At 46.0% G+C, this 14914-nt stretch carries 17 protein-coding genes; all 17 read right to left on the bottom strand.

What is annotated here, in order from left to right; translation table 11 throughout:
• Positions 1-75 precede the first annotated feature (75 nt).
• Positions 76-1284 carry a WD40 repeat domain-containing protein gene (locus tag M2277_RS02055; protein WP_280754028.1) on the bottom strand — a complete coding sequence of 403 codons (1209 nt, stop codon included), beginning with the start codon at positions 1282-1284 and terminating at the stop codon, positions 76-78.
• A 175-nt stretch (positions 1285-1459) separates the two neighbouring features.
• On the bottom strand, positions 1460-2998 hold the full coding sequence (locus tag M2277_RS02060; protein WP_280754029.1) for a sensor histidine kinase: 1539 nt from the start codon (positions 2996-2998) through the stop codon (positions 1460-1462).
• Positions 2995-3690 (bottom strand): response regulator transcription factor, encoded by a 696-nt coding sequence (locus M2277_RS02065; RefSeq protein ID WP_063480155.1) that lies wholly within the window; start codon positions 3688-3690, stop codon positions 2995-2997. The genes M2277_RS02060 and M2277_RS02065 overlap by 4 nt, the downstream gene beginning before the upstream one ends.
• 226 nt (positions 3691-3916) lie before the next feature.
• Complete coding sequence (locus tag M2277_RS02070; protein ID WP_063480156.1) at positions 3917-4807, bottom strand: class I SAM-dependent methyltransferase; 891 nt, start codon at positions 4805-4807, stop codon at positions 3917-3919.
• Positions 4808-4854: 47 nt separating this feature from the next.
• Entirely contained in the window at positions 4855-5376 is a 522-nt protein-coding gene (locus M2277_RS02075; protein WP_063480157.1) for a GrpB family protein, read from the bottom strand.
• A gap of 36 nt (positions 5377-5412) precedes the next feature.
• Positions 5413-5838 carry a GNAT family N-acetyltransferase gene (locus M2277_RS02080; RefSeq protein WP_063480158.1) on the bottom strand — a complete coding sequence of 142 codons (426 nt, stop codon included), beginning with the start codon at positions 5836-5838 and terminating at the stop codon, positions 5413-5415.
• Positions 5839-5910: 72 nt separating this feature from the next.
• Positions 5911-6264: a DUF6886 family protein gene (locus M2277_RS02085; RefSeq protein WP_331000355.1), complete on the bottom strand. Its 354-nt coding sequence runs from the start codon at positions 6262-6264 to the stop codon at positions 5911-5913.
• A gap of 123 nt (positions 6265-6387) precedes the next feature.
• Entirely contained in the window at positions 6388-7128 is a 741-nt protein-coding gene (locus tag M2277_RS02090) for an SDR family NAD(P)-dependent oxidoreductase (RefSeq protein ID WP_082834432.1), read from the bottom strand.
• A gap of 235 nt (positions 7129-7363) precedes the next feature.
• Positions 7364-7807: a GNAT family N-acetyltransferase gene (locus M2277_RS02095; RefSeq protein WP_063480161.1), complete on the bottom strand. Its 444-nt coding sequence runs from the start codon at positions 7805-7807 to the stop codon at positions 7364-7366.
• Positions 7808-7992: 185 nt separating this feature from the next.
• Positions 7993-8823, bottom strand: coding sequence for a class I SAM-dependent methyltransferase (locus M2277_RS02100; RefSeq protein WP_006211597.1), 831 nt, complete (start codon positions 8821-8823; stop codon positions 7993-7995).
• Positions 8824-8884: 61 nt separating this feature from the next.
• On the bottom strand, positions 8885-9652 hold the full coding sequence (locus M2277_RS02105) for a Nif3-like dinuclear metal center hexameric protein (RefSeq protein ID WP_063480162.1): 768 nt from the start codon (positions 9650-9652) through the stop codon (positions 8885-8887).
• Between the two features lie 419 nt (positions 9653-10071).
• Positions 10072-10626, bottom strand: coding sequence for an NUDIX hydrolase (locus M2277_RS02110; RefSeq protein WP_063480164.1), 555 nt, complete (start codon positions 10624-10626; stop codon positions 10072-10074).
• 79 nt (positions 10627-10705) lie between these two features.
• Positions 10706-11242, bottom strand: coding sequence for a hypothetical protein (locus M2277_RS02115; protein ID WP_280754030.1), 537 nt, complete (start codon positions 11240-11242; stop codon positions 10706-10708).
• Between the two features lie 191 nt (positions 11243-11433).
• Positions 11434-11580, bottom strand: a complete 147-nt coding sequence (locus tag M2277_RS02120) for a hypothetical protein (protein ID WP_280754031.1) — start codon at positions 11578-11580, stop codon at positions 11434-11436.
• A gap of 91 nt (positions 11581-11671) precedes the next feature.
• Positions 11672-11827, bottom strand: a complete 156-nt coding sequence (locus tag M2277_RS02125) for a hypothetical protein (RefSeq protein ID WP_280754032.1) — start codon at positions 11825-11827, stop codon at positions 11672-11674.
• A 309-nt stretch (positions 11828-12136) separates the two neighbouring features.
• Positions 12137-12940 carry a glutamate racemase gene (murI, locus tag M2277_RS02130; RefSeq protein WP_148246814.1) on the bottom strand — a complete coding sequence of 268 codons (804 nt, stop codon included), beginning with the start codon at positions 12938-12940 and terminating at the stop codon, positions 12137-12139.
• A 215-nt stretch (positions 12941-13155) separates the two neighbouring features.
• On the bottom strand, positions 13156-14706 hold the full coding sequence (locus tag M2277_RS02135) for an SAM-dependent methyltransferase (protein WP_006211603.1): 1551 nt from the start codon (positions 14704-14706) through the stop codon (positions 13156-13158).
• Positions 14707-14914: the final 208 nt, after the last annotated feature.

Consider the following 14914-nt stretch of genomic DNA (forward strand, 5'->3'; position numbering starts at 1 on the left):
GTAGTCTCACCGACATTTCAAGCCGATGAGTAAATGGTTGATCGTTCATCCATAAAATGGTTATATGCGATATTTTTATTTAAAATCGATGACGTGAGTCGCAATTAAAGCTTCCTTATCCTCAATCGTAATCCCTAGTCTCTTTCCAGTCGGACTCCAATTCAGAGGATATTGAGGATGGGCGGCAGGATGAACCGAGGAATAATAGGGCGCCATCCAGCTTACTTTACCGGAAGCCGTATTAAAAACATACACACCGTTCATTCCGCTCTCATTCTCAGAATAGACGTCGAAGGCTAATTTGGAGGAGTCCGGCGACCAGGATAAATAAGAGATCATATCGCCTTTTCCGATAAGCGTGCCTTGCAGACGACCAGCCGCGTCATAAATTAACAGCTCGCTGCCTTGTTCTCCGCCCGTTTTCGTGGCGGTAGAGACGGCGATGTATTCGCTGTCCGGCGATATTTCAAAGCTCCATACGTTTTCAATGAGTCTCACAGGCTTCGACTGTCCCGGTTCAACAACCTTAAGCACTTGGTTCACATCCGTATAATATATCCGGCCTTTACTAGCCCCAAATTGGTTATACGATTCAACATCCTCATCTTCGATTGAAATGGTCTCATATGAACCGTCCGTGGAAATAAGACGAATCTCCCCTTTGCCGCTCATGGAGCCTGCTGCAAGGACATAGGTATCGGAATTGAGCCAACCCCCCACCTCCATATAATTGTTACCCTTCACCAGTACACTTTTGCCTGTGCTCAAATCCTTCATATAATTGTCCGCCGTGTACTTATCCCTCCACTTCTGAATGAAACTGTATTTACCGTCCGGTGATGCATCTTCCTTGACGTAATGTTCACCTGGATGCTGTTCTTCATGATTCTTGATCTCGCGGCGCTCGCCTGTGCTTACATTCACGGCTTCCGTGGTATAAGCATACTTCGGTTCTTCCGTTTCGGTTGCTTCCTTCACCATTTTGGTGGTGGTAACCCGTACTTCATTCTCGGACAACCACGCCTCAATGTTCGATGATGGGATTCGATGGGTCTGATTCACAACCAATTCCCGACTCGTCCCCCCTGTTGATCCTTCCACTACCGTGAGCTTGCGCTCCTCCGAAGCATTGCTGCCAGCGTTTGAGACAGGTGGTTGAATATTAGGGCTGCCGCCCGGTTCCACAATCGTTAACCGATCCTGGGACTGGCAGGCAGACAGCGCAGCGGCGAGAACAACAACCGGCAATAATCGGGCACAATGCTTTCCTACTACATTTTTCATAACAGGTTCCTCCTACAAATGGTCCCTAAAGGGAGCTTCGGCAGCAGCACCATGTCTTAGCATGCCTCATGTTTCCCTGTTGATCTCAGTATAGAGTGCGAATATATCGATAACATATCGGGCTTGTAACGAACTTGTAAACATATGTGCTGCTATACAAAAAAGGCCCAGACCCTTATTCCAAGTCTGGACTTTCTTCTGCTGATCTAATCTCCTCTGGACGCGGCCGATCCATCGGCAAGATAATTATAAAGGTAGAGCCGCCCGGTCCCGTCTCCGTTAAATGTACAGAGCCGTGCTGTTTCTCGGCCAGGCTGCGTACCAGCGATAACCCCAGGCCAGTCCCCCCATAAACTCTGGATCGGTCACTGCTCACTGTATAAAACGGATCGAAGATCCGTTCTCTGGCATGGTCCGGAATTCCGATTCCTGTATCGCTGACACGAATCACCATACGATCAACGCCTTGTTGATCCTGCACCTCGTTTGTCAACGTAACGGTTCCACCGGGCTTGTTATATTTAATTCCGTTATCCAGCAGGTTCAACATCATATGCATCAGATTATCCGCATCCGCCCATACCTTGCCATCCGTTAGATTGGATTCAATCGTAATGTTATTCTGCTCTGCCTTAGCCTGAAGACGAGCTGTCGCCTCCTCCAGGATCGGCTTCAGCTCTATGGATTCCGCATGGGTTTCGAATTCATAAATATCCATGGACGATAGCTGAAGCGCCTTCTCCACCAGGCCGTATAAACGCTGGGCCTCCTTGCGAATCCGAGTCCTCGCTTCTTCCAGAAGCTCAGGATCGTCACGATATAAATCAAGCAAATCTGCATAAGCAAGGATCGAAGTGAGCGGCGTCTTCAATTCATGGCTGATATTCCCGATAAACTGCTTCTGCTGTTGTTCCAGCTCTTGCAGCCGTTCAATCGCATCAAGCAGCTTCAACTTCTCCTCTGTGAGCTGGCTCACAGAGGAGGATATTCTCCCGCTCATCTCAAAAATACCTTGCGCCAGCTCACCAAGCTCATCCTGCCGCTTGACCGTCGGCTCGCTAAGATAGGCTCCCTCGCCGATTTGCTGCGCAGCCAAATTCAGTCTGCTGATGACATGAACCTGGCGCCAGACATACAGATAACCGATCAGGAAGCCGGCAGCCAGTACTGACATGCCGGTTACGAGAAACAGCTTGCGGATTCGCTCATAGAAAGCATGCTGCTCCGCAAGCGAAGCATGGAATTGAATGGTTCCGACCTGCTCGTCCATATTGCGAAGCGGAGCAAGGTAGAGCAGTTGATCACCCTCGGTAATATAAGCCGAACGTCCTTCTGCCGTGTGGGCAAGCGCATCCTTCACATCCATTTTGGGCTGGAATGGAAGCGAGGTCCCCGTGAATGTACCATCCAGCTTATACAAGGTGACAGCCATGCCGCTCTGCGATCCAAGATCCACTGCAAGCCGTTGACCCACGCTTTCCATAAAGGCATCCGGCTGCATTTCATTATTCGTATTCGTCAGAAACTCCTGATGAACCCGAAGATTGGCCGCTTCTGCTTCATGAGCGAAGGATTGCTCCAGGCGGACGCGCTGGTCCTCTCGTATGCCCGCAAGAACCAATGTGCTCAGAACAACGAGCACTGAGATCAGCAGCAAGGCAAGAAGAAGTGCGACCTTCCACTTCAAGCCGAAACGCACCTTTCTTAGACTCATGCTGGACTCTCCGTGCTTTTGTATCCGATGCCATACACGGTCTGAATCACGTCATGCAGATCTCCGAGTTTCTTACGCAGTCTCTGAACGTGGATATCTACCGTACGTGTCCCGCCTGCAAAGTCCATATCCCATACCTGCTCCAGCAAAGCCTCCCTGGAGTATACCCGCTCCGGGTTCCGTGCCAGGAGAGCTATAAGATCAAACTCCTTCGGAGTCAGCTCCAGCAGCTTGCCTTCGGCATGCACGGTACGGTTTAACAGGTTAATGACAAGCCCCGAAATTCGGATTTCATTCTGTGGCGAGGCTGGTTGCTGAATACTCTCAACTGTTCGGCTTCTTCGTGACAACGCCTTCACTCGGGCAATGATCTCCCGCATATCAAAGGGTTTGGTCATATAATCGTCCGCGCCGAGCTCCAATCCCAGCACTTTATCAACGATATCGTCCTTTACGGTCAATAACAGGATGGCCGGACGCTGCCGGTTCTCAAGCTTTCGGCAAACATCATATCCGCTAAGCCTTGGCATCATCACATCCAGCACCATCACGTCGGGATGGAACGATTCCACTCGTTCAAGCGCTTCTTGCCCATCCCCTGCCGTCTCAACCGTGTATCCTTCTCTTCGCAGCGCATAAGCCACAGCGCTTGATATACTGACTTCATCATCTACTACAAGTACCTTGGTCATCGCATTCACGACTCCTTTACCTGGCCGATTACGACAATTGTTAGTTCAATGATGGTAACGTATCCGGCATCATATTTCAACAAGCGGGCAGCCGTTTCATTACAATTGTAACCATGAATTATTTTTGGAATCATTTTGTCCTAGAACTGGCTTGATGTCATCCAAGTTTGCTGCGGGTTATGGTTGACTCTAAAATGTCGTGCTACTCCAATACGCATAGGACTCCTTAAGAAGTTGAATTTGTTCTAACCATGCCAAAAGAAATCTTCATATTCGGTGCATAAGTTAAATACGAATTCTCATCAAACTCCTGAAATAATCTGAGCTCTGCCGCGTATTGCGCCTGTGCTTCCTCCTCGGTTAAACCTCTCCGCATCAACTGCTTCACAATGGTTGCGGGATCATCCGGTTCTTGTCCGATCCCCTCTTCTCTTAGCGATTGGAATAGCTGTTCTTTGGCGGAAACGTCCATGTTTCGATGTAAAAAATTCACTTTATCGCTCACTCTGCACTCGACGTTTCGCAGCCCGAGCTGGCTCAGAAGTATCGGGAGTTTGATGCCGATGTTTCCGTCTTTACCACTGTCGTTTGCACCCGCTTCGTACAGCTTCTGCAATATCCCTAGACGTACAACCTCCGAATGCTGTAATTCATCGAAGCCATAATTAGCTGCATTGGCGATCCAATGTGGTTCAAAACAAACAACAAGGCCACCGTCTTGTACGCTGTCGATCATCTTTTGAAGGATGGTCTGTGGACGATTCATATGCAGCAGAAAAGCATGACAGAGTGCGATGTCATATTCACGCTCTGCTACGATGTGCTCAATATCTCCTTGAATGAATGCAGTCGAATAAGGAAGCTTCCCAAAAACATCTCTGGCTTCCTCCAGCAAATCATTACCTTTATCGATGCCCGTGTAAGTTGAGCCTGCAGGTAACAGTGGCAGCAGTTTAAGTCCAAGATATCCATAACCACATCCGTAATCAACGATATTCACGGCGCGGTTTATCTTCCACACCGTCGTAACAAGAAACTCGAGGTAGTCATCATTGTAATATAACCCTCTCGTATTTCTGAGGTATTCAATCCTCGAATCCCACTCATATTCGGCCAACTCTCTCACTCCCTTTTTAAACTCACATGCCCCTCATCTTCTACAAGCTAAAACAGCTCCATATCCCTTCGAGCCTGTTCGATCACGCCACGGATGAAATCTGCCTTACCGTTGGTGTAGGCCACCCGATCGTGCCGGAATTGCATTTCGAGATTTTTTTTCAGCATATAGTATTGATCCCTTGTCTTCGAATGTTTCTTCAGGTACTCCCTGAACAGAATCTGATCGTGCCACTGCGAGCCTTGATACTTGTAGATATGTAAATGATGTGTACCCGCTCTCCATGGACCTCTTCGAAAGAACAAGCGCTCCGGGAACTCCGGTTTGAAAACATATTCATATCCGCTCTCGGCCAGACGCTTTATATAGTGATCGTTTACCTGCGATAATTCAAAAACACCGGCCATCATATCGATGGTCGGCTTTGATCCCAAGCCCTCGATGGACGTGCTCCCAATATGTTCGATGTGAACATCGAGTCCTTCCAGAGCAGACATGATTTTTAATTTTTCCCGTTCATACGCTTGACTCCATACCGGATCGTACGCTGCGACAACGACCTCTTCCATGCTCCTATTCCTCCGATAATTGATATATCATCTACTTCAATCGTGTTTTAAATTATATCCTGTCTTCACATCTTTTCTAAAGCCTAGGCTTTGATAGAACTGATGAACTTCTTCCCCTGGCTGCCCTGTCAGCAGCATCATTTTGTAGCAATTTCTTTGCTGTGAGATCTCAATGGCTTTATTCAGAAGCTTCCGTCCAAGCCCTCGCCTTCTATAATCCTTATGTGTGACCACATTCTCAATCAAGGCATACGGCCTTGCATTACGAGTTAAATTCTTCAATATATTCAGTACACGCGTTGCTACCAGCTCCCCGTCCAGCTCAACCACAAGAATGTTAATATAATCATCCTGCATCATTTCATCCCATAATCCAGCCAAATGTTCATTATGCTCCAATTCGGGATCTTGTTCATGCAAATGTCTGTACAATTGCAGCAAATTAGGCAGTTTAATCATCATTCATCTTGGTCAGAGCAAATCATCCATCCAGCGGCATACATATACCATCTTCCATTCTTCCACTGTAAAATCTTAAACAGCATTCCTCATCCGAATCATCGAAAAATTCACAGTTGAAGACAGTATGCGCTCTTTCAGCAATTGGAGAGATGGGGTAACCCGTAACTCAATCCCTTCCTGCAATATTGAAGCCACCAGATCATCCATCCGTTCAACATGTATGGGGACAACTGTGTTCGTGGCAACATAATATCCTGCATTGGCATCAAATAATTCAAAATCAGCGGGATCAAAGCTATAACGGCAAATGTATCCTCTTCTAACCCTTTCGTACCACCCCGCTTCGATCGCAAACATCCTGCGGGTTCCTGACATCCCGAAGAACATCTCTATATCCGATTCACTCGTCTTCTCACCAGCCTCCACACATGGGCTCAAATCTCTGAATATCCGAATCCTGGCTAAAATGATAGAGCACGAGTATATCCCTCCTATGAATGACTAGTTTCTCTATTCGAGAAACCCTATATATACTGTTTCACCTTCGCCTTAAACCTCGTTATAATTCACAATCTGGCCAGGTTCAAACTCTTTGTCGATGATATGCAGCAGATGCAACCCGATTTCCTCCGTAGACAACAGCTGTCCAGACTCGTGCGCTTGCGCGAAAACATGGGCCATGTCAAATTCGGACTCATTTTTGCTTCTGGCCAATCTCTGCATATCGGTTTCCACCATTCCGGGATTAACCGCAATTATCTCTACCGGGTGCTGTCGGTTCCGTTGCTCGGCTCCAACACTCTGCGTAAACATATTCATACCGGCTTTCGCCGTACAATACACACTCATGGTGGGTGCTGGATAAACACCTGATCCTGACGAGATATTGATGATTTTCTTCCTAATGGAAAGCCCCTCCGTTTTCTTGATAAACGAGGAAGTTAAGATCATTGGCGCGATCAGACTGATCTGCAGGTTCATCTGAATATCCTTCGGTTCGCACAAGTCAATGCTCTTCAACGGTTCGAGCATCGACGCATTATTAATGAGACATATCATATCCGCATGGGCTGGGTCAATCAACTCAAATAGCCTGTCCATTACATTCTCAAGACCCAAAGTATCATTCAGATCGTATGCAATGTGTCTATAATTGGCAGAGCTGCTTAGCCGATCCGATGTTCCCCTCGCTATGCCATACACGACATTCCCGTTCTCGACAAGCATACAGGCCAGTTGCTCGCCTATTCCTTTCGATGTCCCTGTGATGATGAACTGACTTCCGCTCATGTGAACCTCCATGATCCTAAAATGATTGCTTCAGAATATATTCTTCTACTTCTTCGCCGCGAATATTGGCAAATCCCCTGTCTTCATCCCAGATGATGAAAAAGTCGCCATTATGGCGACTTAAGATGTCAGTACCTTCTTTTTTGTTCCTAAAGAATCACCAACCGTTACGCTTCTGTTGGGATACCAACAATTCCATCTTTCTAATGTTAGGTGGCTTATCTCACAGACTAGATCAAAACTGGAGTTCATGTGTGACCAAGCCATTATTGCTAATCTCTCGAAAACCTAAACGCTTATAGAATTCACTCGCTTGGGGATTATCTGTTTTTAATACAAGTTTACTATAATGGCTGCTTGCCATATGAATGACAGCTTCAACCAGTCTTCGCCCTACGCCATGTCCACGGAATTCCTTCAACACATAGAGCCTTCGAACCCTGCCAATGTTCGCCTCAGCATAAGGATCTCTGTTCAATCCGCATATCCCGATCAATCTATGATCCATTCGACATGCGAACAACGCCTCAGACTCTTGATCAAACCTGTTCGTTCCTGTTATGTATTCTCGGAGTAAACGATTGATGTGTCTATGTCCTTCCTCCGTACTTTCCCTCAAAATCTCGGTAAGGTCTGCTGCATTCAGGTCAGCCACTTCGTGTACGATTAGGTTTGTCATGTTTTCATGGTTCTCCCCTTCTCAATGTATGATCATGTAGGTATCCCACGAAACCGGTACATTGAAATCCACTTATTTCCTCACCCGATCAACAGACATGATCTCTAATATCTCCTAGTAACTTAAAAAAAGTCTTCGGATCCGTATCTTCATATTCCTCCTAAAGTTCTCTCATTCAAGAACCTCTATATGCTCGGATGCTCTGTTCTTTTCCGCCCAATATACAACAAATGAGATGAAACCCCCAGGATGCTTGGATTCTCAGCTTCTTGGTATATCATCTTCATAACCTCATGGAATTCGTCTTCCCCACGAGAACGCCAATAATCAAACTGCTCCGGCTTGAGCGCCCCCGCTATGCTTGATGACGCAATCAACTTGATGCTTTCGAATCCATGCGATTCCATGAACGGCTTGATATCCTCGATATTGTAATAATACGCTCCGGTAAACCTTCCTTCATCGCTATGATTAAAGACTCCCGTCTTCATAAACTCCTTAATGCTGCTTACATGATCATGAGGCTTCCAATGTTCAGGGTACATTAACGAAGTCATTAAATGCCGGATTCTCGTCATGAAAGCCACGAATACGTAACCGCCGGATCGAGTAACCCTGTACAATTCCTGTACTGCCGTATCCCTATCTTCCCTCGACTGCAAATGATACAACGGTCCCATCATTAACGAGGCATCGAATAATTCGTCATGAAATATACTCAAATCCTTGGCATCTGCACTGTGAAAGCCTTTAAACTGTTTTTCTAAATTCAATTCCTTTGCCTTTGCAACCGAAATGTCTACCAGTCTTGGCGTAAGATCCGTTAAGGTAACATCGAAACCATTCTTCGCCAGCTCCATCGAATATTTCCCAGGACCAGCTCCATTATCCAGCACATGGCCTTTCTTAGGTAACATAGCCAAAATATGGTGCAGATTAACGATAAATTCAACAGGCTCCCTATCCAACCGTCCCCATTCATCAAACGTATTATAATAATCGATTACTTTGTTCAACGATCATCATCTCCTATTTTCCATTCAGCCACTGGATGGAACGTGTTTAATAGACATCATTTTAAGTATGTACAACCTCAATATGCTCCTCGGTAAGCTGTATAACTTCAATGTCCCGGAACCTTTCCTGAAGTTTCTGCGCCAATGAACGCACACCGAAAATTTCGGTGAAGGTATGACTGCCCACGATGATATTCAATCCGATAAACCTGGCGTATTGAACGGTATAGAGCGTTTTTTCACCGGTAATGTAAACGTCACAGTTATGGCTCAAAGCCTCTCTCAATTGATTGGTGCCGTTGCCTGCCCCCGTTACCATGCCGATTCTCTGAATCGCTTTTTCGCTGTTCTTCTGATAGAACACGTTCTCACCTAGCACAGAGGACATGGTTTCTACGAGCTTTTCCATCGTGGTCGGGGACTTGAGCTGCCCAATGCCTACCGAACTGTCACCCTCCACATGACGGGATGGTTGAACAATACGCTCTACCCCAAGCTCAAGCAGTAACGAATTGCAGGTTCCAAACTCAGCATAGTCCAGAGGGAGGTGAACATAAAAATGGGCGATGCCATGTTCCCTCAGTAACTCCAGGCAGCGTTCTTTCATTCCATACATAAAACTCCACGCATCATGATGCGTGATGATCAGATCAACCTTATGTACAGCGGCTTGTTGGACGATCTCTGGCGTTATGTTTGTTGCATAGCCGATTCTTTTATAGGAACCCGATGAAAATTGATGAAAGCCATACTCGTCATCTTCTTCAAAATCATCCAGCAACGATCCAAAAATCTCCTGAATATAAGACTTGAAAAGCAATGTGTCCAACTGCATTCCCTCCCTCATTCAAACTTGAGACTCTGCAATTATGGGAATAAGCACCGTAATCAAGAAGGTTAAGATCAAATATGAAATCGAAAATATGTGATATGCGGATTTTTTTCTAAGTAGAATAAGCCCAAATATGACCACAATCAAGGGAAGTCCAAGTAAAAAATGCACGATGTATTTTAGAGTCATGCTTGCAGCCAACGTGTTCATGTACGTTATGATACCAATCGGCACCCAGATCGCCGCAAGCAGCAATCCAAATGATACGGGAACGAAACTGTTTTTCAGTAATGTATACCTCATGTTTATATCTCCATGAATTTATTTTCGATCCAGATTCAATTTAAGGGGCCTTGTCACATCACCAACTAATTATTCAGCTCATGATTTGTTCAGCTTCAGCTAGATGGTCCTCTTTACCGATAAATCGGATCGTGTGATGTATGTAGGTACTTCTCAAATAACGAGGCTCGCTGTTTCTCATTCGTTTCAACCAATTCACTAATCACAGTCGGTACATATTTCCATAATTTACCATCTTTATATATGCAATGATGTTCGTAACAATTCGGATCATGCAAGATCGTTTCGAGTGATGCCGGAATATTGGCAGCGATTCCAACATTCCCTTTGGACAAAATCCATTCCGTGGACTTCCAATCCAATATCCCCTCGTCTGTTTTAATCGGAGTAACATAGCTGTAATCCTCAGGTATGTCCGCGACATAAAGGTACATCCCACCCGGATTTTTGCCATCTGCTGTCCAAGTGATAAGACCTTTGAATGTTAAGCTGCATTCCTGAATCTGAGTCTCCTCATACAGCTCACGAATCATCGATTCCCTGGGCGTTTCATTGCCCTCCAGCTTGCCCCCTACTCCATTCCAGCACCCCATCCATGGCGCGTAATCCCGATTTAATAGTAAAATCTCATGACCACGTCGAACAAAACAAATATTATATTTTATCATAGATTGCTGTCTCCCGTTCTAATATGCTGCAAATGCATCTTAAACTTCTGTTCTTCTCTCGCTCTGCTTCTGTTCGTCTTCATCCCAGATGATATACTAGACTCCATTTTCTGTTCGTGTAAGACAACCACAGCTTGTGCTCGGTTATCTCATCTCTATATTCATACACCTTGTCCATATCCTGATAATGTCCTACTGCAGTAATAGGCAATCTGAGGCTGACTCTGCTCCTCACTATCTTGGAAAAATCCATAAACAATCCTTCTTTCGTAGACTCCATTAGAACGTTGGCAACATCATCTGGGATATCCCCAATTTTTCGCCGCGTTAATCTATGTAATTTGGATACGATTACTTTAGACAACAGTATCTTATAATCTTCAAGATCAGACACATACAGCTTATTAAACCACCCATCATCATGGGCGTAGTAAGAAAATCTTACTTTAGGTATTACCTGCAAGGGTTCGGCAAGATGAGCAAAGGTTAATAATTCCCCAATCTTCATTTTGGTTAATTGATCAAGAGCTTCTTCCTTCTGCACATCAACCCAGCAAAAATCTCCATAACCGTATACGTCATCTTCCAATAATCTTGAAATTTCTTGAGGTGTCACATAATCAAATCCGGAATGAATATTCCGCCGCGCATCATCGAACTTGTGTTTAAGGAGAATCAGATGCTCCGGTCGATGACGGACACAGGACATAAATTCATAGAACTCAATACCATAGGAATAAAAGCATGATACTCCTTCCCATTCACATAGATCAAATCTCTGAGACTTCGTTTGGACATGCTGACCTCTCACCCTACATTTGTATAGTCACGCCTAATAACTTCATATGTCCAAGGGAGATGAGGTTTCCCTGGTACTTTGGCCTGTGCTTGCTGCAGCAGATTGATCTCAAACTGCGTTCTGATTTCTTTTTTGCCATTCTTAAAAGGGGTCATGATCGTCATACTCCCGCTTCTATCTGAATTAAACGCCTCAACTTCCTATGCAAACCGTCACCTCATGAAAACGAATATCCGGCTGTTCGGGTCATCGTCTGTGCTCATTATCCTTCATCTCTTGCAACCGGACGTTTAGCTCATCCAGTGAACGCTGCATACGATCCAATCTTCTCAGTGCAGAATATTGATTGCTGATTATCCCGGCCAAACCCACAATCAGGATAATAACGATGAATTCGATCATGTGTAACTGCATCCTTTCCATGCTAGAGTGAACTAACCTGCCTGTTGTCAGTTCAATATTTTCCCCATGTTCGATGTACTTGTTTACGGGGACAGATTGCTTCCAAGCTCCTCGCGATGGAGAATAGGACTCATATCGCTTTGGATGAAACCTCCTTCATATGATCAATAGCGAATACCTGCCATAACTCCCTCCATACGACACAACCCGGCCTTAAGAATAAAGCTTATCCTAGGTCGGGTCATGGGTAGTCAGTCATATTTTATTCGTTGTTTTGGTCAATAGCCACTGAGGACGCTGCGAGCGGGTTCAATTCCTCTCTGGATATCCCTGTTGCCTATTCTCTATTTCCCTGTATATGCTCAGTGCTTTCTCCATCTTCTCTGCGTACTCCATCGATTGGCTCGAATTTAATAGCCTGACATCCTGCGTACCGCTGGAGCTGAGCAGATCATTCGCACGCAAGACTTGGATCAGCCTGTTCACGGTTCCTGTACTGCCGTCTATAATTTGGATGTGTTCAGGCAACAGATCCGATAAGATCTTCTTGTAAAAAGGGTAGTGGGTGCAGCCCAGCACTACGGTCCCATACTCGTTCAGATCGAAGCCGTCAAGCTTCTCGGTAAAGTAAGCATTCATGATTTTTTGGTCAAAATTCAAAGCTTCGCAGTATTCCACCAGCTCTGGCAGAGGCAAGGAGTCCACGATATGCATGCTATCAACTCGTCTGACCAGATCCCGATACTTCGATTCCCTTAGTGTTAATGGGGTGGCAAACACCAGGATTCGCTTGCCGCTGGACCGATTGATTTCTACAGCTGGTTTTACGGCAGGCTCCATACCAATAATCGGAATAGGATAAGTCCTCCTAAGCTCGGATATCGCCATGCTTGTAGCCGTGTTGCACGCAATCACAATGGCCTTGACTTCTTCCTGCATAATGGTTTTTATGGCATCATGTATGTAGGATTTGACGTCCTCCTTGGCTTTGGTACCGTAAGGAACGTGCAGGGTATCGGCAAAAAATAAAAAGTCCTCCTGCGGCAGCTCCCTCATCGCCGCTGACAACACGGTTAATCCGCCTAACCCTGAATCAAAAAAAGCTATTCTCATTGTTTTCACCTATCATTGTATTATTTCTGTGAGTATTATTTCTGTCAGCATCATTTTGTTATCCATGCCTTATTCATTATACTCCACTACTTCAATCTTCGCAGATGCTATCTGTACTAATTGATCTGCCAGCTCAGACTGGTTTACGCAGCACAACCCGGCTGCGAAATTCTCTGGGCCGGGTCGAGTGTGCTATTTCTATTCTTTTCCTGAATTTACTCAAAGCATTTCAACAAAGCTAATGCCTCTTCATGATCCGGCTCCAGAACGAGCGCCTGGCGCGTGTATTCCAGTGCCTCTTCGTCGAGTTCAAGCTCGTAACAGCAGATTGCGAGACAATATAAAACCGTGGGCACAGGTTCATCTTCATCCGTTTCAACGGATTCTTTCAGGAAGAACATCGCATCCTCGTACATATCCATCTCAAAGAGCACCAGCCCCGCATCCAGAGCCAGGTCATAACGCTGCTCCATCACGTAGTACGATGACCACATGATGTATATGCCCTTACGGATATCCAGCATTTCTTCATCATTGGCTTCCGGCAGCAGATTCGAGATGCGCTTGGCGCTCTGGATGAAGAACTCTGCGTCATAACCACCCAAACGCCAAAAGGACAAAATCTGCTGAATCCCCATGCTTTCAATATTCCGATCGATCCATTCCTTCAAGAGGAAGAACTCATCAGGTCCGAAGCGTTCGATAAACTGGCGGTAAGCCAGCCGAGTATTAGCATATGTCGTTGGCTCTTCCAGCATGAGTATGCAGCCGATGTTAATATTTTTATAATGCTGGGTGGGGAATATCGCCTCCGCACCTCTTTGCTCGAACACATGCTGCAAGGCATGATAGTTCGTTGTTAACGAGAAGCTGCCATGGTAAATCAATTGCGGCGGTTCTGCAAATTTCCAGTTCTCGAGGCGATGATCTCCCTTATCTGCCGTAAGGAGCAGAAACCCTGACGTTGACAACTGATTCAGTCGCTCCAGGCAGTTCAACCCCACCTCCGGAAACAGGATATGGGAATCCTCCAGCTCTTGCTGGTAATGGGCAATCACATCGCGATACGGATAGGTTTCCTCTTCATATTTGGGTGCCCGCCGGTGCTCGAAAGCCAGCTTCATTCGCTCCAGCGCTTCAGACGGCTTAAGCTTCTCATACTGCTCCGGAAAGTCGATGACAACATCGCTCTCAAAAATCTTCCCTTCCCCCACGTAAATCAGCTCTTGCGGAATGCCGTCAAAGAAATAGTTAGCAATAATCAGCAGCGGCTGCTTCAGGTCCCCGGGTCGGATCGTTGTCTTCGATACCACCAAATTCAATTCCTTGTCATGCACGGCATCAAACCTTGCGAAATCCAGCAGTCCCTGCTCGATATAAGTTTGCATCGCAGGATGTTGGTTCCAAGCGGAGACATTTTTCTGCGGCAGATCGGTCATGACATAGCGAAAAGGGGGCAGCGCAATTCCTGCATAATCTCTCAGCTCGCACAGCTTATGCAGGATATGGTATCCGAGCCGCCCCGCTCCGGCCCCTAGCTCCAAAATGGTAACGGGCTCGGTCATATCCCCTTGACTGGCCCGGTCCCGAAGGAATCCGAATATAACTTCGGCGTAAGCCGTTGCAATCATGGGGTTGCTCGTAATATATTGCGGGACCTGGTCATTATTCCAGGCTTTCATCCCCAGCTCTTCATAATAAGTCCGTTGTAAATCCCAGATGGGCGCTTCGCTGAAACGGAAGCGTTGTTGAGTATTGTCTGTCATTCTATATAACCCTGCTCTCTAGTGATCATTAAGTACAATCTGAAGGCGCACATATGCTTATACATCGGTCGTCCTATGAATGTCTCTTGAATCGTACCATATAAGTTGCCTGTTCCAAAACCTTCTGAGTAATAAATCCGGCAAATTCCCTTTGGATCGAGGTGTAACTCGCCATTTTGGAGCATCTAGGCACCATTCCCTCCGCTCC

The organism is Paenibacillus sp. LBL (genome assembly GCF_029893715.1).
GTDB classification, from domain to species: domain Bacteria; phylum Bacillota; class Bacilli; order Paenibacillales; family Paenibacillaceae; genus Paenibacillus_AQ; species Paenibacillus_AQ glucanolyticus.